The sequence below is a fragment of the Mordavella massiliensis genome (assembly GCF_016901695.1).
Classification (GTDB): domain Bacteria; phylum Bacillota; class Clostridia; order Lachnospirales; family Lachnospiraceae; genus Claveliimonas; species Claveliimonas massiliensis_A.
Map to the genome: position 1 here is coordinate 164,765 of NZ_JACJKS010000005.1, position 22,011 is coordinate 186,775.

Sequence of the window (22,011 nt, forward strand, 5' to 3'; positions counted from 1 at the left end):
AATCCCGGAATGTGCCTTTTGGCACTTCCGGTGATTATCCGGCAGGAACTGTTTTTCCGGTCAGAATTTCAGAAAGGAGCTGTGTACTTATGAGAGAGAATACAGCGACAAAGAAACTGGTCATGGCGGGAGTCCTGACGGCTCTGGCCGTTGTCGGGAGTCTGATCAGCTTCCCCATCGCGGGGAGCAAGTGCGCGCCGGTACAGCACATGGTCAACATCTTGGCAGCCGTGACGCTGGGACCCGGCTGGGGCGTGGGCATCGCCTTCACGGCAAGCCTGCTCCGGAATATCCTGGGGATCGGCAGTCTGCTCGCCTTTCCCGGAAGCATGGTGGGAGCGCTCTGCTGCGGTCTTGTCTATGCGGCCTGGAAGAAGCTCGCGCCTACCTGTGTGGCCGAAGCGCTGGGGACAGGCATCCTCGGCGGGCTGTGCGCCTATCCGGCAGCCAAGCTGCTGATGGGGATGGAGCCGGCGGGACTTTTCGTCTATGTCGTCCCGTTCCTTGTATCCACGGTGGCAGGAAGCATCCTTGCGTTTATCCTGATCACGGTGCTGGAGAAGGGCGGCGTGATGGGCCAGCTTCGGGCGGCGAATTAAACACGCGCATCAGGGGGGTATCCCTCTGACAAAGCGGCGGACCGGGGACACCACTTTCCGCCGCTATAGAAAAATCTGGTTGTAAATAAAAGGAGAGATACAGCTATGATGATCACCATGTCGCACATGGGTGAAGGCGTCGGCATCCGGATGAGGGAGCAAGGTACGTTGCCCCTTTGTCCTGTTTCCATGGCCGGCGCCAGAAAAAACAGAAAAAGACGGAGGTAGGACAAATGGGAACGTACACCACACAGATGGATGCCGCCCGCAAGGGCATTGTGACACCGCAGATCAAAGCGGTGGCAGAAAAGGAACATATGCCGGTGGAGAAGCTGATGCAGCTTGTGGCAGAGGGAAAGGTGGCGATCTGCGCCAACAAGCGCCACACCTGCCTGGATCCCGAGGGAGTGGGGAGCATGCTCCGCACAAAGATCAATGTCAACCTGGGCGTGTCCAGGGACTGCAAGGACTACGACATTGAGATGCAGAAGGTGATGAGCGCGGTGAACCTGGGCGCGGAGGCCATCATGGACCTCTCCAGCCACGGCAACACCCAGCCGTTCCGGCAGAAGCTGACGCGGGAGTGCCCGGCCATGATCGGCACGGTGCCCGTGTACGACAGCGTGATCCATTACCAGAGAGACCTGGCGACCCTGACGGCGAAGGACTTTATCGATGTAGTCCGCCTGCACGCCGAGGACGGCGTGGACTTTGTGACCCTGCACTGCGGCATCACCCGCAAGACCATCGAGCAGATCCGCAGGCACAAGCGGAAAATGAACATCGTAAGCCGCGGGGGAAGCCTTGTCTTTGCCTGGATGAGCATGACAGGGGAGGAGAATCCCTTCTACGAATATTTTGATGAGATCCTGGATATCTGCGAGGAGTATGATGTGACCATCTCCCTGGGCGACGCCTGCCGTCCCGGCTGTCTGGCGGACGCGACGGACGTGTGCCAGATCGAGGAGTTGGTGCGCTTAGGCGAGCTGACAAAGCGTGCCTGGGACCACAACGTGCAGGTGATGGTGGAAGGACCGGGCCACGTGCCGCTGGACCAGGTGGCGGCCAACATGGAAGTGCAGAAGAGCATCTGCATGGGTGCGCCCTTCTATGTGCTGGGGCCCCTTGTGACGGACATCGCCCCCGGCTACGACCACATCACAGGCGCCATCGGCGGCGCGGTGGCGGCCATGAACGGCGCGGCCTTCCTCTGCTATGTGACGCCTGCCGAGCATCTGGCCCTGCCCAATGTGGAGGACGTCAAGCAGGGGATCATCGCCTCCAAGATCGCGGCCCACGCGGCGGACATCGCCAAGGGCATTCCCGGCGCGCGGGACATCGACGACCGCATGGCCGAGGCGAGGCGGAAGCTGGACTGGGACGAGCAGTTTGCCTGCGCCCTGGATCCGGAGACGGCCAAAGCCATCCGGGACAGCAGAAGCCCGGAGGAGGATCACAGCGACACCTGCAGCATGTGCGGCAAATTCTGTGCCGTGCGCAGCATGAACAAGGCGCTGGCAGGAGAGTACATCGACATCCTGTAGGGACTTTCAAACGAGACATACATGAGAAGGCGGCCCGCGCCGGCAGACAGCATCACGCTGTGCCGGCGCGGGCTGTCTTGCGTGTGAGCTCCTCCAGGGAGCCGAAGGCGTATCCCATCTCCTCCCATTTTTCCAGCAGCTTATCGAGGATGCGGGCATTGGTGGAGGAGGTGCTGTGCAGCAGGACGATGGCGCCCGGATGGATGCGCCCCAGCAGCTTATCGAAGGCCTCCTCCTCTGTGGGCTGGGCGTCCTGCTTCCAGTCCACGTAGGCGAGGCTCCAGAAGAAGGTGTGGTAGCCGAGCTCCCGGGCCATCTTCAGGTTCTGTATGCTGTAGATCCCTCTGGGAGGCCGGTAGAATCTGGTCATCTCTTTTCCCGTGACCTCCCGGTACGCATCCTCCACGCCTTCCAGTTCCCCGCGAAAGCTTTCCAGTGTGGAGATCCGGGACATATCGGGGTGCGTGGACGTGTGGTTGCCCACGGTGTGTCCCTCCTTCTCCATGCGCCGGATCAGCTCCGGGTGATCCCTGATGAAGGTGCCTACCACGAAAAAGGCGGCCGGGGCGTGATGCTTTTTCAGCGCATCCAGGATGGGGGCTGTGTTTCCGTTCTCGTAGCCTGCGTCAAATGTCAGGTAGATGGTCTTCTTCCCCGTATCCCCCAGGTAATGGGCGTCGTACTCCGCCAGTTCCCCGGGGGCGGCGTTTCCCGCCGGCGGCTGGCCCTCCTCCCGGAACCCGAGCCCCCAGTTCCCTTCCGCGGAGGCGGCCGCCTCCCCGGCGGTGACAAAGTCTGTGACCTGGGCTGCCGTATGGCCGGCGAAGAAAGCGGCGGCGAGGAGGAGGGGGATCTTCAGAAGGGACAGGAGCTGTTTTCGCGGGATCATGGAAGGACTTCTTTCTGTGATGCGTTTGCTCCAGCATATGCGGCGCGGACGGGAAATATGTGCCGTATTATCCGGAAAGCAGGCTGGAAAAAAGAGGATCCTGTGGTATGCTGGAGATACGATTTGGAAATGTCAGAAGGAGGAACAACCGATGATCAAAAGTTTCAGAGAATACGTGGAGAAGCTGCAGGCCTGCGGCGAGATCGTGACAGTGGAAAAAGAGGTGGACTGGAATCTGGAGATGAGCGCCATCACGAGGCATGCGTACGACCTGCCGGCCCCCGCGCCGCTGTTTACAAACGTGAAGGGCTGCACGCCGGGATTCCGGGTGCTGGGGGCGCCTGTTGGACTGAGCCCGGACAGGGAGCATCCCTTCCGCAGGGTGGCGCTGTCCCTGGGCTTCCGGCGGATATGGCCGGCCCGAAGCTGGTGGAGGAGTGGTCCGGGCTGCCGGACGTAACGCCCATCCCGCCCAGACAGGTGGAGACGGGAGCCTGCAAGGAGAATAAGCTGTCCGGGGAGGAGATCGACCTGACGAAGCTTCCCATCCCCTGGATCCATTACGGGGACGGCGGGCGCTACATCAATACATACGGCATCTTTATCGCAGCCACGCCGGACGGAAAGTGGGTGAACTGGGCCATCTCCCGGGCCATGCTGGACGGCCCGCGCACCATCGCCGGCGTTGTGATCCCCACCCAGGACATGGGGAAGATCTATGCCCAGTGGAAGGAGATCGGGAAGGAGATGCCCTTTGCGCTCTGCCTGGGCGTCGACCCGGCCATCGCCATGATCGCCGGCTATCCGCTCCCCTCCGGCATGAATGAGGGAGAGTACATGGGAGGCTGGTACCAGGAGCCTGTGGATGTGGTGAAGTGTGAGACGAACGACCTGCTCGTGCCCGCCTCCACAGAGATCGTCATAGAGGGACTGGCGTCGCTGGATGAGAAGGTGCCGGAAGGGCCGATGGGCGAGTATGGCGGCTATGTCTGGTGCGGCAAGAGCCAGCAGGTGCCCTGCTTCAAGGTGACGGCCATGACCCACAGGGACGACCCGATCATGCCTCTTTGCGTGGCGGGCGTGCCGACAGAGGAGAACCACACAAACTGGGGCATCAGCATTGCCGCCAGCATCCAGAACGTGCTGCGCAGGCAGGGATTCCCTGTGAAAGAATGCTTCATCCCCATGGAGTCCGCGGCGCACTGGTTTGTCGTATCTGTGGACAGGAACCGGGAAGAGACGGACGACGATGCGCTGGCGCTTGCGATCGGCAAGGCTGTCTTCGCATCCAAGGGCGGTTCCTACATCCCCAAAGTGATCGTGGTGGACGACGATGTGGATCCGTCCAATATCGGCCAGCTTGTGTGGGCCATTGCAACGCGGCATCATCCGGACCGCAGGGTGGCGATCCCGGATCAGTATATCTTCCCGCTCGTGGCGTACCTGAGCCAGGAGGAGAAAAAAGACGCCGTCTCCACGCGGGTGATCTATAACTGCCTGACGCCGTTCCACACCTGGCCGGAAGGAAGAAGGCCGGTGGAGGCGTCCTTCAGGGGATACCCGGAGGAACTGCAGAAGAAGGTGCTGGATAACTGGAAGGAGTACGGATTCTGATCCGGCGGTTCGTTTGATCCTGTAAAAGACGAGGGTTTGCTTCTGAAAACCATTGACAACTTCCGCTGCCGGCAGTATAGTGAGTATGTATGTGTCTTGACACATGCATACTCACTATATGTAAGGATGGACAATCAGATGGAAAATGTAAAAGCTTTTATGAAACGGAAGAACATTGTCATCTCGGCGAAGAGATATGGGATAGACGCATTGGGGGCCATGGCCCAGGGTCTGTTCTGTTCACTTCTGATCGGCACGATCTTAAATACCATTGGCATGCAGTTCCATGTCGGATTTCTCACAGCGCAGATCGTGACCATCAACGGGGTGGGCTACACGATCGGCGGTATGGCGTCCTTTATGAGCGGCGCAGCTATGGCGGTGGCCATCGGCTTTGCCCTGCAGGCGCCGCCCCTCGTGCTGTTCTCGCTGGCTACCGTGGGCTACGCCTGCAATGCGCTCGGGCAGGCCGGCGGACCGCTGGCGGTGCTGTTCGTGGCGATCATTGCCGCTGAGGTCGGGAAGGCGGTCAGCAAGGAGACAAAGATCGATATCCTTGTGACGCCTATTGTCACGACGCTGGCAGGCATCGGCGCCGCCTGGGTGATCGCGCCGCCCATCGGGATGGCGGCCAGCGCCTTCGGACAGGTGATCATGCGTGCGACGGAGCTGCAGCCCTTCCTGATGGGTGTGGTTGTGTCTGTGCTGGTGGGCGTGGCGCTGACGCTGCCCATCTCATCCGCTGCCATCTGCTCGGTCCTGGGGCTCACAGGTCTTGCGGGCGGCGCCGCGGTGGCCGGCTGCTGCGCCCAGATGGTGGGATTCGCGGTCATGAGCTTTAAGGAAAACGGCTGGGGCGGTCTGGTGAGTCAGGGCATTGGCACGTCCATGCTCCAGATGCCAAACATTGTCAGGAATCCCCGCGTCTGGATCGCGCCCACGGTGGCGTCGGCCATCACGGGCCCCATCGCCACCTGCATCTTCCGGCTGCAGATGAACGGGGACGCCATCAACTCCGGCATGGGGACCTGCGGCCTGTGCGGCCAGCTTGGCGTCTGGACCGGCTGGCTTGCCCCCAGTGAGACGGCGGTTGCCAACGGGGCCGCGGCCATCGCGCCCACGGCCTTTGACTGGCTTGGCCTGATCCTCATCTCCTTTGTGCTGCCCGCCATACTGGCGCCGGCCATCAACCAGGTGTGCAGGCGGCTTGGCTGGGTGAAGGACGGGGATCTGACGCTGTAATGCTGTGTCGGACATTCCCAGGTAACAATTTCGGATCGGAGGTACCATGAAATGAATAAGACGTATACGATGAATAACGGAGTACAGATACCGGCTGTTGGGTTTGGCACTTATAAAGCAGCAGACGGGAAAAGTGCGGATGTCATAAAAAAAGCGATCGAATCCGGGTACCGGTATTTCGATACGGCTTCCTTCTATGGGACAGAACCATATCTTGCAGAGGCGATACGGCAAAGCGGGCTTCCGAGGAAAGATTTTTTCATCGCCAGCAAGCTCTGGAAGAGTGAGATGGGATATACGAATGCCAGAGAAGCATTCCAAAGGACCCTGGAGAATCTGGATACGGAGTATCTGGATCTCTATCTGATCCACTGGCCGCTGCCGGAACCCGGATATGAGAACTGGAAGGAACTGGACAAAGAGACGTGGCGGGCGCTGGAAGAATTATATGCCGAAGGGAAGATCCGCGCCATCGGACTGAGCAACTTCCTGCCCCACCATATGGAGAACATTCTGGCCGGATGTACGGTAAGGCCTGCGGTTGATCAGATCGAATACCATCCCGGCTACAGCCAGGAAGCTACAGTACAGTATTGCAAAGAGAAGGGGATCCTCGTGCAGGCGTGGAGTCCGATCGGACGCAGCAGGGTCCTGGAGGACCCGCTGGTATGTGAACTTGCCGCGAAGTACCAGGTCTCCCCGGCGCAGATCTGCCTGAAATTCGCCGTGCAGAGGGGGATCATCCCGCTTCCGAAATCTTCCTCGCCGGAGCGCATGAAGCAGAATATGGATCTGTTTTCCTTTGAGATGGATCAGGAGGATATCTGGCGGCTGGCGACGATGCCTCAGTCCGGATGGTCGGGCGAACATCCGGATCAGGAGCGTGTATATTTTTAGGAAAACAGGACGCGGACAGAGCCCTGCTTATCGACTTATGCCCCTTTCTGTGCTATGATTATAAAGCATAATCATAGGCAGGAAGGGGTATTTTCATGGAAAAATTGGATTCCCCGGACAGCGAGCAATCTCCAAAGAACGACATATGAAAAGAGGTGAGATCTGTGAATTTTGATATATCCCAATTTGATTCCTATCGTGAAGACAACCGGCGCGAAGTCAAAAAAGCAAAAGGCGGGCTTCCTGTTTCGTTGTGGGAAACGTATTCCGCTTTCGCTAACTGCTATGGCGGCGTCATTATCCTTGGCGTAAAGGAAAATAAAGACGGAAGCTGGCACATGACCGGGCTGGACAATGCGGCAAAACTGCGCAGGGATTTCTGGGACACGATCCACAATAAAAATAAGGTTTCGATAAATCTGCTGACGGACAATGACGTGGAGATATTTGAAGAAAACAGCGGCGTCATAATGGTTATCCATGTCCCGAAGGCAAAGCGTGAGCAGAAGCCGGTATATATAAACGGGGATATGTTCAGCGGAACTTTCCGCAGAAACTGGGAGGGAGACTATCACTGCGACCGCAGCGAGGTGCTCGCCATGCTCCGGGACCAGCCGGAAGAAACAGCAGATATGAAAATCCTGCAGGATATGTCTCTTGACGTGCTCAATTCAGAGACTGTACATGCCTACCGCAACCGGCACATGGCATATAGAAGAGAACACGTATGGGAACGCTTAAGTGATGAAGAGTATTTGGAGAGAATAGGCGCTGCGAGGATGTCTGCAAGAGATCATGTTCTGCATCCCACGGCTGCCGGACTTCTTATGTTTGGAGAAGAATATAAGATATTATATGAATTTCCCGAGTACTTTCTTGACTACCGGGAAGTATTGGATCCGACGATCCGCTGGACGGACAGGCTGCAGTCCAGCTCGGGCGACTGGACGGGAAATTTGTTCGATTTCTTCTTCCGGGTTTACGGGAAACTTGTGAAAGATCTGAAGATTCCTTTCAAGTTGGAAGGAATCACCCGGATAGATGATACCCCTGTGCACAAGGCGCTGAGAGAAGCACTTGCGAATTGCATTGTAAATACAGACTTTTATTTTCCACGAGGGATTGTGATCCGGAAAGATGCAGATTCTATTGTTATGGAGAATCCGGGAAGCATCCGGACCGGAAAAGAACAGATGCTCAAAGGTGGTATTTCGGATCCGAGAAACAAGGCATTGATGAAAATGTTTAATCTGATCGGTATCGGTGAGAGAGCGGGCAGCGGCGTGCCGGATATTTATAGCGTGTGGGAACAGCAGGGGTGGAAACAGCCGGATGTCTTGGAGGAATATGGACCTGACAGAACTATTTTGAAATTGTCGTTTGTAAAAAATACGGATAAAAAAGCGCTGATAAAAAGCGCTGATAAAAAAGCGTTGATAAAAAACGCTGATAAAAAGAAACTTACAAATAAAACCAGACAACAGTTAGAAAAAATAACCGAATGGATGGAACCGGACAAAGAGTACAGAATCAGTGAGATAGCAGAACATCTCGGGATTAAGGAAACGAGAACCCGTGAATTGATGCGAGTGCTGATACAGCTTGAGAGAATAGAGGCAGCAGGGGAAAATAAAGGCCGCAGATACAGAAAACTAGTATAGTGAGATTGATGCGGTATGTAAAAGAGATCAATTATCGACTTACACCCCTTTCTGTGCTATGATTATAAAGCATAATCATAGGCAGAAAGGGGTATTTTCATGGAAAATACGTCTGAACATAAAACAAATCAGATCACCCTCGGCCTTGTAGCCCACGTGGACGCAGGCAAGACCACCCTGGCGGAGAGCATCCTGTACGCCACAGGGCAGATCCGCAGGCTGGGGCGGGTGGACCACAGGGACGCGTTCCTCGACACGGAGCGGATGGAGAAGGAGCGGGGGATCACGATCTTCTCCAAGCAGGCTCAGACGCAGATCGGCGGCTGGGGCATCACGCTTCTGGACACGCCGGGACACGTGGATTTCTCTGCGGAGATGGAGCGCACCCTCCAGGTGCTGGACTACGCCATACTGGTCGTCAGCGGCGCGGACGGCGTGCAGGGCCATGTGGAGACGCTCTGGCATCTGCTGGAGCGGTACCGGGTGCCGGTCTTCCTTTTTGTGAACAAGATGGACCAGGAGGGGACAGATGAGGCGGCTCTCATGGAGGAGCTTAAGAAACGGCTCTCCGACGAGTGCGAGGATTTCTCGGATCCGGCGGATCTTGCAGAGCGCGTGGCGCTCCACGACGAGGCGCTGCTGGAGCGGTTTCTGGAGGGGGAGGCGCCGGAGGAGGAAGAGACGGCCCGGCTCATCCGGAAGAGGCGGCTCTTTCCCTGCTTCTTTGGCTCCGCCCTGCGGATGGAAGGGATCGCGGAGTTTCTGGAGGGGCTTAGCAGGTACATGGAGCCCGCCTTATACCCGGAGGACTTCGGGGCCCGGGTGTACAAAATATCCCGGGATCCGGCGGGACAGCGGCTGACCCATCTGAAAGTGACAGGCGGCTGCCTGCGGGTGAAGATGAACATGGATGCCTATCTGGACGGCGCGTCCGGGCAGAAGGTGGACCAGATCCGGATCTACGCAGGCTCCGGCTTCCGGACGGTGCAGGAGGCGGGGCCGGGCATGATCTGCGCGGTCACCGGGCTGGAAGGGACCTGGTCCGGCCAGGGGCTCGGGTGCGGGGAGGACTCCCTTCTGCCTGTACTTGAGCCGGTCCTCACCTACCGGATCCAGCCGCCGGCCGGCTGCGACGTCCAGGGCCTGTACCTGAAGCTGCGGGCGCTGGAAGAGGAGATCCCGGAACTTCACATGGTCTGGCAGGAGGAGACGAAAGAGATCCACACCCAGATCATGGGGGAGGTGCAGATCGACATCCTGAAAGCGCTGATCCTGGAGAGATTCGGGGTTGCGGTTGCCTTTGACGAGGGGAGCATCGTCTACAAGGAGACCATCAAAGACGCGGTTGAGGGCGTGGGGCATTTTGAGCCGCTGCGCCACTACGCGGAGGTGCATCTTCTCCTGGAGCCGGGGGAGAGGGGGAGCGGCCTGCAGTTCGAGACGGTCTGCAGCCGGGAGATGCTGGATCTGAACTGGCAGCGGCTCGTCCTCACACACCTGGAGGAGAGGCAGCACCGGGGCGTGCTGACAGGCGCCCCCATTACAGATATGAAGATCACCCTGGTCGCGGGGCGCGCCCACCTGAAGCACACGGAAGGGGGCGATTTCCGCCAGGCCACATACCGGGCGGTGCGGCAGGGACTCATGAAAGCCGCCAGCCTGCTCCTGGAGCCGTACTATGAGTACCGGATCGAGGCGCCCCAGGAGATGGTGGGCCGGGCCATGACGGACGTGCAGCGGATGTGCGGCGTGTTCGATCCCCCGGTCATAGAGGGGGAGACGGCGGTCCTTACCGGGAGCGCGCCGGTGGCCTGCATGCAGGGGTATATGCGGGAGGTCCTGTCCTACACCGGGGGCCGGGGGCGGTTCTCCTGCCGCCTGAAGGGGTATGAGCCCTGCCACAATCCGGAGGAAGTCATCGCGGCGGCCGCCTACGACCCGGAGGCGGATCCTGCGAACCCGTCCGCCTCCGTGTTCTGCTCCCACGGGGCCGGGGTCATTGTTCCCTGGTACGAGGTGGAGGAGCACATGCACGTGGAGGGGCTGACGGCCCGGGAGCCGCAGGAGGAGGAAGATCTGTCCGCCCTGGCGGAGCGCAGGCGCAGGATCCAGGCGGAGACCATCGACGAGGAGGAACTGCAGGCCATCTTTGCCCGTACCTATGGAAATGCGGGGCAGAAGCGCAGCGGCTGGAAGCGGACGGTCCGGACGTCGGAGGACGCGTATAAGAGAAGGCCCGCGCCGAAGAAGCAGGGCCGGGAATACCTGCTGGTGGACGGCTACAATATCATCTTCGCCTGGGAGGATTTGAAGGAGCTGGCAAAAGACAACATTGAGGCGGCCCGGAACAAGCTGATGGATGTGCTCTGCGATTACCAGGGGTACAGGCGCATGACGCTGATCCTCGTCTTCGACGCCTACAAGGTGCCGGGGAATCCGGGGGAAGTGCTGCACTACCAGAACATCCATGTGGTCTATACCCGGGAGGCGGAGACGGCGGACCAGTATATTGAGAAGGCAGTCCACGATATGTCCCGGGAGCACCAGGTGACGGTGGCCACGTCCGACGGGATGGAGCAGGTGATCATCATGGGACAGGGCGCCAGGCGCATCTCCGCCAGGGATCTTTTGTCGGAGGTGAGACAGGCCCGGCGGGAACTGCGGGAGCAGCATCTTGCGCCGGCCGCTGGAGCGAAGCGGTACCTTCTGGAAGACATATCCCCGGATGTGCTGGAAGAACTCCGGCGGACCGGAGAGGAGAGCGCGAAGCAAGACAAGCCAGGAAAGGATGATGCATAGATGAGAGAGCAGTTGACAAAGCAGGACGTGGAAAAGATTGAAAAGGAGATCGAATACAGGAAGCTGGTCGTGAGGAAAAACGCCATCGAGGCGGTGAAGGAAGCCAGGGCCCACGGGGATCTGAGCGAGAACTTTGAGTACCACGCCGCCAAGAAGGACAAGAACCAGAATGAGAGCCGCATCCGCTATCTGGAGCGGATGCTGAAAACCGCCCGCATCGTGCGGGACGACGCGGCGGACGACGAGGTGGGCCTGGACAAGAAAGTGGAAGTCTACTTCGAAGACGACGATGAGACAGAGACGTTCAAGATCGTCACCTCCGTGCGGGGCAGTTCCCTGAACGGCAAGATCAGCATCGAGTCCCCCATCGGCAAGGCCCTTATGAAGCACCGTGCGGGGGACCGGGTGTATGTGAAAGTGAACGACAGCGCGGGCTACTATGTGGTGATCCGCTCCGTGGAAAAGACGGACGGGGAGGATGGGGACGCGATCCGGAAATATTAAGGAGGGTGCAAACATGGATCAGAAGATACTGGAAATGGTAGAGAAAAAGGCGGAAGTGCTGACGGACGCGCTCCCGTATATCCGGGATTTCAACCGGCAGGTGGCCGTCATCGAGTACGGTTGCCGCAAATATATGAGCCCTGTAGGCGAGCAGGAACTGATGCGGGATATTGCGCTTCTGAAAACGGTAGGCATGAAACCCGTGGTGGTGCACGGCGCCCCGATGGGAGTGGATAAGTTCCGGGAAAACAAGCGGATCGCCAAGCTTCTGGAGCTGTGCGGGACAAAAGCAGTCGGCATCTGCGGCATGGATATGGAGACGCCGTCCATCATGCTGGACAATGGCTATATCCCGGTAATCATGCCGAACGACATAGATACGGAACATCTGCAGATCGATCCCATAAACGCGGCCCTTGATGTGGCGGTGGGACTGCACGCTGACAAGCTGGTCTATCTTTCCTCACACAGAGGCATCTGGCAGGATGAGGCCCGGACGAAGGTATACAGCCATCTGACAGTGGCGCAGGTACAGAAAATGCTGGAGGAAGGGAAGGTGACGGAGGGCGTTCTTTCCAGGGTCCGCAAGGGGCTGGAGGCGATCGACAGGGGAGTGGAGCGCGTCAACCTCCTGGACGGCAGGATGGAGCACGCCCTGCTGTTGGAGTTCTTCAGTGTGGCCGGCGTTGGAACCGTGATGATCCGTGACGAGGAGAGCCTCTATGCACGGGAGCGCGGCAGGGAAAAGCAGGAGCAGACCTTATAAGATATACTGATTAATGGTAGAAAATTATCTGTATTTCTTATATAATAAAAGCAACCCGTAAATACCAGATAAAAGAGGAGAATTCTATATGGAAATGTTGTCAATTGAGAAGGAGTTACAGGAGAACGCCTACCCGGGCCGCGGCATCATCATCGGCAGGACCCCGGACGGCACGAAGGCAGTCGCAGCCTACTTTATCATGGGGCGCAGCGAGAACAGCCGCAACCGCGTCTTTGTGGAGGACGGGGAGGGCATCCGCACCCAGGCCTTTGACGAGTCGAAGCTCACGGATCCGAGCCTGATCATCTACGCGCCGGTCCGCGTGCTGGGGAACAAGACCATCGTCACGAACGGCGATCAGACCGATACCATCTATGAGGGCATGGACAGGCAGATGACGTTTGAGCAGTCCCTGCGGAGCCGGGAGTTTGAGCCCGACGCGCCCAACTACACGCCCCGCATCTCCGGCATCATGCACGTGGAGGGCGGCCGCTTCAACTACGCCATGTCCATCTTAAAGAGCAGGGACGGCGATCCGGGAAGCTGCAGCCGGTACACATTCGCCTACGAGAATGCAGTGCCGGGAGAGGGCCATTTCATCCACACATACATGCACGACGGCAACCCGCTGCCGAGCTTTGAGGGCGAGCCGAAGCGCATCGCGGTGCCGGACGACATGGATGCGTTTGCCGACGCCCTGTGGAGCAGCCTGAACGAGGACAACAAGGTGTCCCTGTTTGTGCGCTACATCGATATTGCCACAGGTGCATACGAGTCAAAGATCATCAACAAAAATAAATAATCACGCGTTTCGGAGGAATGAAAAATGAAAGAACTGGAACTGAAATACGGCTGTAACCCGAACCAGAAGCCGTCCCGGATCTATATGGCGGACGGCAGCGAGCTGCCCATCAAAGTGCTGAACGGCAAGCCGGGCTATATCAATTTCCTGGACGCCTTCAACGGCTGGCAGCTTGTGAAAGAGCTCAAAGAGGCCACCGGGCTCCCGGCAGCCACATCCTTTAAGCACGTATCGCCGGCTGGCGCGGCGGTAGGGCTTCCCCTCACCGACACGCTGGCGAAGATCTACTGGGTGGACGACTTGGGAGAGCTCTCCCCCCTTGCCTGCGCCTATGCACGGGCGAGAGGCGCGGACAGGATGTCCTCCTTCGGCGACTTCATCTCCCTGTCGGATGTCTGCGACGTGGACACCGCAAGGCTGATCAAGCGGGAGGTCTCCGACGGCGTCATCGCGCCGGGGTATGAGCCGGAGGCGCTGGAGATCCTGAAGCAGAAGAAGAAAGGCAACTACAATGTCATCGAGATCGATCCCGCTTATGTCCCGGCGGCGCTGGAGCACAAGGAAGTGTACGGCATCACCTTTGAGCAGGGCAGGAACGAGCTCCACATCGGGGACGACTTCTTCGACCGGATCGTGACAGAGAATAAAGATATGCCCAAAGAGGCGAAGATCGACCTGGCGATCGCTATGATCACCCTCAAGTATACCCAGTCCAACTCCGTCTGCTACGTGAAGGGCGGACAGGCCATCGGCATCGGCGCCGGACAGCAGTCCAGGATCCACTGCACGCGGCTGGCCGGACAGAAGGCGGACAACTGGTGGCTGCGGCAGGCCCCGCAGGTGATGGGCCTTCAGTTCCTGGATACCATCGGAAGGGCGGACCGCGACAACGCCATCGACCTGTACATCGGCGATGAGTACATGGATGTGCTGGCCGACGGGAAGTGGCAGCAGACCTTCAGGGTAAAGCCGGAAGTCTTTACCCGCGAGGAGAAGCGGGCCTGGCTGGATCAGATGGCGGACGTCTCCCTCGGGTCCGACGCCTTCTTCCCCTTTGGGGACAACATCGAGCGGGCTTACAAGAGCGGCGTGAAATACGTGGCGCAGCCGGGCGGCTCCGTGCGCGACGACAACGTGATCGAGGCGTGCAACAGCCACGGAATGGTGATGGCATTTACCGGTATCCGCCTGTTCCACCATTAGAAAAAGGTTGTATATTTGAAAAAACCGCAGTATAATATATAGGTACTTGGCCGATTGTGCAAAAAAAACGGACAATCGGCCAAAATTTTTGAGTGAAATAAGGAGATTTTTCAAATGGGAAAATATTTTGGGACAGACGGATTCCGCGGGGAGGCAAATGAGGTCCTGACTGTGGAGCACGCCTTTAAGGTGGGACGGTTCCTCGGATGGTACTATGGACAGGATCACAAGGCAAGAGTCGTGATCGGCAAAGACACAAGACGCAGCAGCTACATGTTCGAGTACGCCCTGGCCGCCGGCCTGACGGCATCCGGCGCGGACGCGTTCCTCCTGCACGTGACGACGACCCCCAGCGTGTCCTACGTGACGCGGACAGAGGATTTTGACTGCGGCATCATGATCTCCGCCAGCCACAACCCCTTCTATGACAACGGGATCAAGATCATCAACGGCAAGGGCCACAAGATGGAGGCCGAGGTAGAGGAGAAGATCGAGGCCTACATCGACGGAGAGATCGGGGAGCTGCCCCTGGCCAAACGGGACGCCATCGGCCGCACGACGGACTACGTGGCGGGCCGGAACCGCTATGTGGGCTATCTCATCTCCCTGGCGACCCGCTCCTTTGAGGGCAAGAAGATCGCCCTGGACTGCTCCAACGGCAGCGCCTTCATGATCGCCAAGAGCGTGTATGATGCGCTGGGCGCCAAGACCTATGTCATCAACAATGAGCCGAACGGCCTGAATATCAACCTGAACTGCGGCTCCACCCATATCGATGTGCTGAAGCAGTATGTCAAAGACAACGGTCTGGATGTGGGCTTCGCCTTCGACGGGGACGCGGACCGCTGCATCGCTGTGGATGAGAACGGCAATGAGATCAACGGAGACCTGATCATGTACGTGTGCGGGAAATACATGAAGGAGAACGGGCGCCTCAACGGCGACACCATCGTGACCACCATCATGTCCAACCTGGGACTTTACAAGGCGTGCGACAAGGCGGGGCTTAAGTATGAGAAGACCGCTGTGGGCGACAAGTACGTGTACGAGAATATGGTGAAGAACAATTTCTCCCTGGGCGGCGAGCAGTCCGGCCACATCATCTTCAGCAAGCACGCGACCACAGGCGACGGCATCCTCACCTCCCTCATGGTGATGGAGGTCATGCTGGAGAAGAAGCTTCCCCTGTCCAAGCTGGCGGAGGAGGTCAGGATCTATCCCCAGCTCCTCAAAAATGTCCGCGTGACAGACAAGAAGACGGCCCGGGAGAACCCGGCTGTTGTCAGGGCCGTGGACGAAGTCGCGAAAGCCCTGGGCGACGACGGACGCATTCTCGTGCGCGAGAGCGGCACGGAGCCGGTGATCCGCGTCATGGTGGAGGCGGAGACAGACGAGCTCTGCGAGAAGTACGTGAACCAGGTCGTGGATGTGATGCACGCAGAGAATCTGGCTGTGGAGGCATAACAGGACATCACGGTCCGATACATAGGGATACAGGATGCGCCGCGCGGAAACGTGCGGCGCATTTTCATATGGAAAACAGGACATACTAAGCTCCGGATGGAAAAACAAAAAAAGGAGGAGCAGGATGTTTTATCAGCCTATACCGATCACGGACATATACGCAAGAGAAATCCTGGATTCCAGGGGAAATCCGACTATCGAGGTGGAGGTGCTGGCGGCGGGCCGGTATCTGGGAAGGGCCGGCGTCCCCTCCGGGGCTTCTACCGGGCGCTGGGAGGCGGTGGAACTGCGGGACAAAGAGGAGCGCTACGGGGGCCTGGGCGTACAGCGCGCGGTGGACAATGTCAACACCCGGATCGCGCCGGAACTGACCGGCCGGAACGTGCTGGACCAGATGGGGACCGACCGGCTCCTGGCAGAGCTGGACGGTACGCAGAACAAGGGGAACCTGGGGGCCAATGCCACCCTGGGCGTATCCATGGCCGCGGCGCGGGCGGCAGCCCAGGCCCTCGGCCTGCCGCTCTACGCGTGGCTCGGCGGCGTGCATGCCCGGACGCTGCCGGTGCCCATGATGAACATCATGAACGGCGGCAGGCATGCGGACAATGCCCTGGATATCCAGGAGTTCATGATCATGCCCTGCGGCGCCTGCTGCTTTAAGGAGGGACTGCGCATGTGCGCGGAGATATACCGCCACCTGAAGATCCTCCTGGCAAAGCACGGCTACAGCACAGCGGTGGGGGACGAGGGAGGCTTTGCGCCGGATATGAAGGACGCCCTGCAGGCGCTGGACTTCATACAGGAGGCGGTGCAGTCCGCCGGCTACGCCCCGGGGGAGGACGTCCGCATCGCCCTGGACGCGGCGGCGTCGGAGCTCTATGATCCAAAGCTGAAAAAGTATGTGTTCGAGGGGGAGAGCCGCATGAACGGGTACAGAGTGACCCGCACGGCGGAGCAGCTCATCGATTACTACGAGGAGCTGGCCGGGGCCTTCCCGCTCATATCCGTGGAGGATCCGCTGGATGAGGAGGACTGGGACGGGTGGGAACTCCTCACAGCCCGGCTGGAGCGGGATATGCAGCTTGTGGGGGACGACCTCTTTGTGACCAATGTGAAGCGGCTGCGCAAGGGGATCAGCCGGAACGCAGCCAATGCCATCCTCATCAAGGTGAACCAGATCGGGACCCTCTCGGAGGCTTTTGACGCTATAGAGACAGCCCGCGGCGCCGGGTACCGGACCATCATCTCCCACCGGTCCGGGGAGACAGAGGACAGCATCATCGCAGACATCGCCGTCGCCTTCAACGCGGGGCAGATCAAGACCGGCGCGCCCTGCCGGGCAGAGCGGACGGCCAAGTACAACCGCCTGCTGCGCATCGAGGAACAGCTTGGCGGGAGCGCAAGGTACGGCTGCTGACCGGTTTTTTTGCAGAACAGGACGAAAAACTGCTTGCCTTGCGGGAAACCTTATGCTAAAATAAACGTGGTTTATCCGCAGGAGGTGTTAACAGTGGAGATCTTGAAAGTAGTTTTAATGATCATATTTGCTATAGACTGTATCGCCCTTACCATCATTATCCTGATGCAGGAGGGCAAGCAGGCAGGACTGGGAACGATCGGAGGCATGGCCGACTCATACTGGGGTCAGAACAAGGGACGTTCCATGGAGGGAACGCTTGTGAAGTCCACGAAGTTCCTTGCCATCCTTTTTATCGTCCTGGCAGCAGTCCTGAATCTGCAGGTATTCGCGTAAGACGCACACATAAGAAACGAAGAAGCGGGACACTCTTGTTTGTATAGACGGGAGTGTCCTTTTTTCATGAAGAGGCTGCCCAGGGCAGCCCGGTACGGAAGGAAGTGACAAGATGGACGGGACATTTGAGAAGAGAAAGAAGATCATCTACGCACTCATCTGCGACGACTACTATATCCCCATGAAGCTGAAGGAGATAGCCGCCCTTCTGCAGGTGCCGAAAGACCAGCGCCAGGAGCTGAAGGACGTGCTGGACAGCCTGATCGGGGAGGGCAGGATCCGCGTCAGCAAAAAGGGCAAGTACTGCAAAGGGGAGACGCAGACGCTGACCGGCGTGTACCAGGCCAACCCGAGGGGGTTCGGCTTTGTGACCGTGGAGGGCCGGGAGGAGGACGTCTTTATCGGCGAGGACGATACCGGCGGCGCCTTCCAGGGCGACACAGTGGAGATCGTCCTTACAAGGGAGAAGGACAGCTCCCGGCAGACAGGCCGGGACAGCGGCCGCCGGCACCGCTGCGAGGGGCGGGTCGTGAAGATCCTGGAAAGAGGCGTGACAGACCTTGTGGGACTCTATGAAAAGCCGAAGAAAAAGAGCTACGGCTTCGTGATCCCGGACAACCGCCGCTTCCTGGAAGACGTGTTCATCCCCGAGGGGAAGGACGGGGGCGCGGTGGACGGCCACAAGGTGGTGGTGGAGCTGACGGACTACGGCGGATCCGGCAGGAAGCCGGAGGGCCGGATCCGGGAGATCCTGGGCCATGTGAACGACCCCGGCGTGGATATCCTGTCCATTGTGAAGGGGTATGATCTCCCCTGCGAGTTCCCGGAGAAGGTCATGAACCAGGCGGAGCGCATCCCGGATCATATCAGTGAAGCGGACATGGCCGGGCGCAAAGATATCCGGGACTGGCAGATGGTCACCATCGACGGGGAGGACTCCAAAGACCTGGACGACGCCGTGTCCCTCATCAAAAAGGGGGACAGCTACGTCCTTGGCGTACACATCGCAGATGTGGCAAACTACGTACAGGAGGGGAGCGCGCTGGACCGGGAGGCCCTGAAGCGGGGGACGAGCGTATACCTGGCGGACCGGGTCATCCCCATGCTGCCCCACCGGCTGTCCAACGGCATCTGCTCCCTGAACGAGGGGGAGGACAGGCTTGCCTTAAGCTGCATCATGACCATCGACGGGGCGGGCCATGTGACGGATCACGAGATCGCGGAGACGGTGATCCGCGTGGACCGGCGCATGAGCTACACCGGCGTGGCGAAGATCCTGGAAGAGAAAGATCCGGAAGAGACGCACAGATATGAGGAAGTCGTCCCCATGCTCAGACAGATGGCCGCACTGTCCGGGATCCTCAGGGAAAAGCGCCACAGAAGAGGGTCCATTGATTTTGATTTCCCGGAGGCGAAACTGATCCTGGATGAGAGGGGGAAGCCGGTGGACATCCGCCCCTATGAGCGGAACACAGCGACCAGGCTGATCGAGGATTTCATGCTCCTGGCCAACGAGACGGTGGCGGAGACATACTTCTGGCGGGAGGCGCCCTTTCTCTACCGGACCCACGGGGCACCGGATGAGGAGAAACTGCGCAGCCTCGCCATCTTTATCAACAGTTTCGGCTATACCATGCACATCAGCGGCAAGGTGCAGCCGATGGAGATCCAGAAGCTGCTGGGCCGCATCGAGGGGACGCCCCAGGAGGCCCTCATCAGCCGGCTCGCCCTGCGCTCCATGCAGCGGGCATGCTATGCGCCGGAGAACGAGGGGCATTTCGGACTGGCTGCCAAGTACTACACCCATTTCACCTCCCCCATCCGGCGTTATCCGGATCTGCAGATCCACCGCATCATCAAGGACGACCTGCGGGGGCGGCTGAATGAGAAGAAGGCGGAGCACTACCGGAAGATCCTGCCGGGGGCGGCGAAGCAGTCCAGCCAGACGGAGCGCCGCGCGGAGGAGGCGGAGCGGGAGACCGTGAAGCTGAAAAAGGCGGAGTACATGTCAGACCATATCGGGGAGACTTTCGAGGGAGTGATCTCCGGCATCACAAAGTGGGGGATGTACGTGGAGCTGCCAAGCACAGTGGAAGGACTTGTCCACGTCTCCTCCATGCACGACGACCACTACGAGTACAGGGAGGACCGGTATGAAATGACCGGCAGCCATACCGGCAGGACCTACCGCCTCGGACAGAAGATCCGGGTGCGGGTGGCCGGCGCGGACCGGCTGCAGCGGACGATAGATTTTGAGATCGCGAAGGAGGGAGGGAAGGACCATGGCGAAAGCGAAGACAGACGGGAAGATGATCGCCAACAACAAGAAGGCCTATCATGACTACTTTATACTGGACACATATGAGGCGGGCATTTCTCTGGCCGGGACGGAAGTGAAATCCCTCCGGATGGGGAAGTGCAGCATCAAGGAGGCGTTCATCCGCATTGAGAACGGGGAAGTGTGGATCTACGGCATGCACATCAGCCCTTACGAGAAAGGCAATATTTTCAACAAGGATCCCCTGCGCGTGCGCAAACTCCTGCTCCACCGGTCCGAGATCAACAAGATGACCGGCAAGATGAAGGAGAAGGGGATCGCGCTGGTGCCCCTGAAGGTGTATTTCAAGGGAAGCCTCGTGAAGGTGGAGATCGGCCTTGCCAGGGGCAAGAAGCTCTATGACAAGAGGCATGATATCGCGAAGAAGGATCAGGAGCGGGAGGCGAGCCGGGAATTCAAGGTGCGCAACCTGGGGTAAGGAGGAGTAGACATGGTGCCTGTGACAAAAGAAGAATTGAGGAAACTGGTCTCCCAGACGACGGTGGAGACATATGAGGAGCTGACGCCCCAGCTCGTCCGGCTCATCCGGGAGACGAACAGCCGCCCGGACCTGACAGAGAGCCAGCGGCAGGATGAGATCTCCCTCCACATGATGGGGTATATCAAGTCCTGCACGAATGAGATACTGATCGAAGTCCTGGCGGAGATACTGGGGCTGGAGGACGAGGAGAGAGACAAATGATTTCTGAGAGGATACAGAAGATCGAGCCGTCAAAGACAGTGGAGCTGACCGCCCGGACCGCCCGGATGCGAAGGGAGGGGATCCCCGTGACAGGGCTCAACGTGGGGGAGCCTGACTTTGACACGCCGCCCCACATCTGCCGGGCGGCAAAGGAAGCCATCGACAGTGGGTTTACCAGGTACACGCCTGTCATGGGCATCCCGGAGCTGCGGGAGGCCATCGCCGGCAAGCTGGCGCGGGAGAACAAGGTGCGCTATGCGACGGATGAGATCACCATCGGGCCGGGCGCGAAGCAGTGCATCTACGCGGCCCTGCTGGCCCTGTGCGACCCGGGGGACGAGGTGATCATCCCGTATCCCTGCTGGGTGAGCTACACGGAGATGGTGCGCATGGCCGGCGGCGTGCCCGTGCCGGTGCGGACGGCAGAGGATTTCAGCCTGGATCCGGAGGCCGTCCGGGCCGCGGTGACAGAGCGGACGAAAGCGGTCCTCATCAATACGCCCAACAATCCCACGGGGGCCGTGTACAGTAAGGAGAGCCTGGAGGCGCTGGCGCGCCTGGCCGGTGAGTCCGACTTCTACATCATCTCGGATGAGGTGTACGAGTGCATGGTGTACGACGGCAGAAAACATGTGAGCGTCAGCTCGCTCTCAGAAGATGCCAGGCGCCGGACCGTGCTTGTGAACAGTTTCTCCAAGACGTATGCCATGACCGGATGGCGGCTCGGCTACCTGGCGGCGGACCGGGAAGTCACGGCGGCTGTCAACGTGGTCCAGAGCCAGATGGTCTCCGCCGTCAATTCCATTGCCCAGAAGGCGGGCGCGGCGGCTCTTGCTGGCAGCCAGGACTGCGTGGCGGACATGGTGCGGGAGTATGACAGGAGGCGGACGTACCTGAGCGGCCGGCTGAACCGGATCCCGGGCGTAAGCTGCCGGCAGGGCGAGGGGGCTTTCTATCTGCTGCCGGATGTCACGGCTTTCCTGGGGCGCACATACCATGGAAAGAAGATGGAAGACGATCTGGATCTCGCCGAGTATCTCCTGGAGAGGGCCCGGGTGGCGGTGGTGCCCGGAAGCGCCTTCCTGGCGCCGGGGCATCTGCGGATCACCTACGCCGCGTCCCTGGAGACCCTTAAGGATGCGGCGGACGCCATCGAAGCGGCGCTTGGGGAGCTGGAGCCGTCTGTGTAGAAGGAGGGCTTGCCGGTGCGGAAGGCAGGATCTCCGGTGCAGAAGGCAGGCTCCCCTTGACAGG

At 59.1% G+C, this 22,011-nt stretch carries 21 protein-coding genes; 20 read left to right on the forward strand and 1 reads right to left on the reverse strand.

The window, feature by feature from the left end; translation table 11 throughout:
• Window positions 1-89: 89 nt before the first annotated feature.
• From thiW to thiC, 3 genes are all read left to right on the forward strand, one after another.
• Window positions 90-599 (forward strand): energy coupling factor transporter S component ThiW, encoded by a 510-nt coding sequence (gene thiW, locus H6A20_RS05380; protein ID WP_204906116.1) that lies wholly within the window; start codon window positions 90-92, stop codon window positions 597-599.
• Between the two features lie 105 nt (window positions 600-704).
• Window positions 705-827, forward strand: a complete 123-nt coding sequence (locus H6A20_RS13720; RefSeq protein WP_275952117.1) for a hypothetical protein — start codon at window positions 705-707, stop codon at window positions 825-827.
• A gap of 5 nt (window positions 828-832) precedes the next feature.
• Entirely contained in the window at window positions 833-2,143 is a 1,311-nt protein-coding gene (thiC, locus tag H6A20_RS05385; protein WP_204906117.1) for a phosphomethylpyrimidine synthase ThiC, read from the forward strand.
• Between the two features lie 52 nt (window positions 2,144-2,195).
• Here thiC and H6A20_RS05390 read toward each other — a convergent pair whose 3' ends face one another.
• On the reverse strand, window positions 2,196-3,032 hold the full coding sequence (locus H6A20_RS05390) for a polysaccharide deacetylase family protein (RefSeq protein WP_204906118.1): 837 nt from the start codon (window positions 3,030-3,032) through the stop codon (window positions 2,196-2,198).
• Between the two features lie 151 nt (window positions 3,033-3,183).
• On the opposite strand from H6A20_RS05390, the gene H6A20_RS13725 reads away from it, so the two are divergent.
• From H6A20_RS13725 to H6A20_RS05475, 17 genes are all read left to right on the forward strand, one after another.
• Entirely contained in the window at window positions 3,184-3,492 is a 309-nt protein-coding gene (locus H6A20_RS13725; protein WP_204906119.1) for a UbiD family decarboxylase domain-containing protein, read from the forward strand.
• Window positions 3,444-4,646: a UbiD family decarboxylase gene (locus H6A20_RS05400; protein WP_204906120.1), complete on the forward strand. Its 1,203-nt coding sequence runs from the start codon at window positions 3,444-3,446 to the stop codon at window positions 4,644-4,646. Before H6A20_RS13725 ends, H6A20_RS05400 begins: the two co-directional genes overlap by 49 nt.
• 138 nt (window positions 4,647-4,784) lie before the next feature.
• Window positions 4,785-5,888 (forward strand): PTS sugar transporter subunit IIC, encoded by a 1,104-nt coding sequence (locus tag H6A20_RS05405; RefSeq protein ID WP_204906121.1) that lies wholly within the window; start codon window positions 4,785-4,787, stop codon window positions 5,886-5,888.
• A gap of 51 nt (window positions 5,889-5,939) precedes the next feature.
• Window positions 5,940-6,785 (forward strand): aldo/keto reductase, encoded by an 846-nt coding sequence (locus tag H6A20_RS05410; protein WP_204906122.1) that lies wholly within the window; start codon window positions 5,940-5,942, stop codon window positions 6,783-6,785.
• Window positions 6,786-6,949: 164 nt separating this feature from the next.
• Entirely contained in the window at window positions 6,950-8,446 is a 1,497-nt protein-coding gene (locus H6A20_RS05415) for an ATP-binding protein (protein ID WP_204906123.1), read from the forward strand.
• A gap of 99 nt (window positions 8,447-8,545) precedes the next feature.
• Window positions 8,546-11,245 (forward strand): translation factor GTPase family protein, encoded by a 2,700-nt coding sequence (locus tag H6A20_RS05420; RefSeq protein ID WP_204906124.1) that lies wholly within the window; start codon window positions 8,546-8,548, stop codon window positions 11,243-11,245.
• The gene (gene greA, locus H6A20_RS05425; protein ID WP_204906125.1) at window positions 11,246-11,749 is read left to right on the forward strand and encodes a transcription elongation factor GreA; all 504 of its coding nucleotides are present in this window, start codon (window positions 11,246-11,248) and stop codon (window positions 11,747-11,749) included. It abuts the gene before it with no gap.
• A 13-nt stretch (window positions 11,750-11,762) separates the two neighbouring features.
• Complete coding sequence (locus tag H6A20_RS05430; RefSeq protein ID WP_204906126.1) at window positions 11,763-12,515, forward strand: amino acid kinase family protein; 753 nt, start codon at window positions 11,763-11,765, stop codon at window positions 12,513-12,515.
• A gap of 88 nt (window positions 12,516-12,603) precedes the next feature.
• Window positions 12,604-13,317 (forward strand): IMP cyclohydrolase, encoded by a 714-nt coding sequence (locus H6A20_RS05435; protein WP_204906127.1) that lies wholly within the window; start codon window positions 12,604-12,606, stop codon window positions 13,315-13,317.
• A 24-nt stretch (window positions 13,318-13,341) separates the two neighbouring features.
• The gene (locus tag H6A20_RS05440; protein ID WP_204906128.1) at window positions 13,342-14,520 is read left to right on the forward strand and encodes a phosphoribosylaminoimidazolecarboxamide formyltransferase; all 1,179 of its coding nucleotides are present in this window, start codon (window positions 13,342-13,344) and stop codon (window positions 14,518-14,520) included.
• A gap of 114 nt (window positions 14,521-14,634) precedes the next feature.
• The gene (glmM, locus tag H6A20_RS05445) at window positions 14,635-15,984 is read left to right on the forward strand and encodes a phosphoglucosamine mutase (RefSeq protein ID WP_204906129.1); all 1,350 of its coding nucleotides are present in this window, start codon (window positions 14,635-14,637) and stop codon (window positions 15,982-15,984) included.
• A gap of 124 nt (window positions 15,985-16,108) precedes the next feature.
• Window positions 16,109-17,401 (forward strand): phosphopyruvate hydratase, encoded by a 1,293-nt coding sequence (gene eno, locus H6A20_RS05450; RefSeq protein ID WP_204906130.1) that lies wholly within the window; start codon window positions 16,109-16,111, stop codon window positions 17,399-17,401.
• A gap of 93 nt (window positions 17,402-17,494) precedes the next feature.
• Window positions 17,495-17,737 carry a preprotein translocase subunit SecG gene (gene secG, locus H6A20_RS05455; RefSeq protein ID WP_204906131.1) on the forward strand — a complete coding sequence of 81 codons (243 nt, stop codon included), beginning with the start codon at window positions 17,495-17,497 and terminating at the stop codon, window positions 17,735-17,737.
• A 112-nt stretch (window positions 17,738-17,849) separates the two neighbouring features.
• Window positions 17,850-20,078 (forward strand): ribonuclease R, encoded by a 2,229-nt coding sequence (gene rnr, locus H6A20_RS05460; protein ID WP_204906132.1) that lies wholly within the window; start codon window positions 17,850-17,852, stop codon window positions 20,076-20,078.
• A complete protein-coding gene (smpB, locus tag H6A20_RS05465) occupies window positions 20,020-20,493 on the forward strand; it encodes an SsrA-binding protein SmpB (protein WP_204906133.1) in 474 nt (157 codons plus the stop codon). Before rnr ends, smpB begins: the two co-directional genes overlap by 59 nt.
• Window positions 20,494-20,505: 12 nt before the next feature.
• On the forward strand, window positions 20,506-20,757 hold the full coding sequence (locus H6A20_RS05470) for a hypothetical protein (protein WP_204906134.1): 252 nt from the start codon (window positions 20,506-20,508) through the stop codon (window positions 20,755-20,757).
• Complete coding sequence (locus H6A20_RS05475; RefSeq protein ID WP_204906135.1) at window positions 20,754-21,947, forward strand: pyridoxal phosphate-dependent aminotransferase; 1,194 nt, start codon at window positions 20,754-20,756, stop codon at window positions 21,945-21,947. Before H6A20_RS05470 ends, H6A20_RS05475 begins: the two co-directional genes overlap by 4 nt.
• Window positions 21,948-22,011: the final 64 nt, after the last annotated feature.

What these genes read in the sequence shown, in the direction of transcription:
- thiW (WP_204906116.1), top strand. Translation starts at nt 90, where the DNA reads ATGAGAGAGAATACAGCGACAAAGAAACTGGTCATGGCGGGAGTCCTG.
- H6A20_RS13720 (WP_275952117.1), top strand. Translation starts at nt 705, where the DNA reads ATGATGATCACCATGTCGCACATGGGTGAAGGCGTCGGCATCCGGATG.
- thiC (WP_204906117.1), top strand. Translation starts at nt 833, where the DNA reads ATGGGAACGTACACCACACAGATGGATGCCGCCCGCAAGGGCATTGTG.
- H6A20_RS05390 (WP_204906118.1), bottom strand. Translation starts at nt 3,032, where the DNA reads ATGATCCCGCGAAAACAGCTCCTGTCCCTTCTGAAGATCCCCCTCCTC.
- H6A20_RS13725 (WP_204906119.1), top strand. Translation starts at nt 3,184, where the DNA reads ATGATCAAAAGTTTCAGAGAATACGTGGAGAAGCTGCAGGCCTGCGGC.
- H6A20_RS05400 (WP_204906120.1), top strand. Translation starts at nt 3,444, where the DNA reads ATGGCCGGCCCGAAGCTGGTGGAGGAGTGGTCCGGGCTGCCGGACGTA.
- H6A20_RS05405 (WP_204906121.1), top strand. Translation starts at nt 4,785, where the DNA reads ATGGAAAATGTAAAAGCTTTTATGAAACGGAAGAACATTGTCATCTCG.
- H6A20_RS05410 (WP_204906122.1), top strand. Translation starts at nt 5,940, where the DNA reads ATGAATAAGACGTATACGATGAATAACGGAGTACAGATACCGGCTGTT.
- H6A20_RS05420 (WP_204906124.1), top strand. Translation starts at nt 8,546, where the DNA reads ATGGAAAATACGTCTGAACATAAAACAAATCAGATCACCCTCGGCCTT.
- greA (WP_204906125.1), top strand. Translation starts at nt 11,246, where the DNA reads ATGAGAGAGCAGTTGACAAAGCAGGACGTGGAAAAGATTGAAAAGGAG.
- H6A20_RS05430 (WP_204906126.1), top strand. Translation starts at nt 11,763, where the DNA reads ATGGATCAGAAGATACTGGAAATGGTAGAGAAAAAGGCGGAAGTGCTG.
- H6A20_RS05435 (WP_204906127.1), top strand. Translation starts at nt 12,604, where the DNA reads ATGGAAATGTTGTCAATTGAGAAGGAGTTACAGGAGAACGCCTACCCG.
- H6A20_RS05440 (WP_204906128.1), top strand. Translation starts at nt 13,342, where the DNA reads ATGAAAGAACTGGAACTGAAATACGGCTGTAACCCGAACCAGAAGCCG.
- glmM (WP_204906129.1), top strand. Translation starts at nt 14,635, where the DNA reads ATGGGAAAATATTTTGGGACAGACGGATTCCGCGGGGAGGCAAATGAG.
- eno (WP_204906130.1), top strand. Translation starts at nt 16,109, where the DNA reads ATGTTTTATCAGCCTATACCGATCACGGACATATACGCAAGAGAAATC.
- rnr (WP_204906132.1), top strand. Translation starts at nt 17,850, where the DNA reads ATGGACGGGACATTTGAGAAGAGAAAGAAGATCATCTACGCACTCATC.
- smpB (WP_204906133.1), top strand. Translation starts at nt 20,020, where the DNA reads ATGGCGAAAGCGAAGACAGACGGGAAGATGATCGCCAACAACAAGAAG.
- H6A20_RS05470 (WP_204906134.1), top strand. Translation starts at nt 20,506, where the DNA reads ATGGTGCCTGTGACAAAAGAAGAATTGAGGAAACTGGTCTCCCAGACG.
- H6A20_RS05475 (WP_204906135.1), top strand. Translation starts at nt 20,754, where the DNA reads ATGATTTCTGAGAGGATACAGAAGATCGAGCCGTCAAAGACAGTGGAG.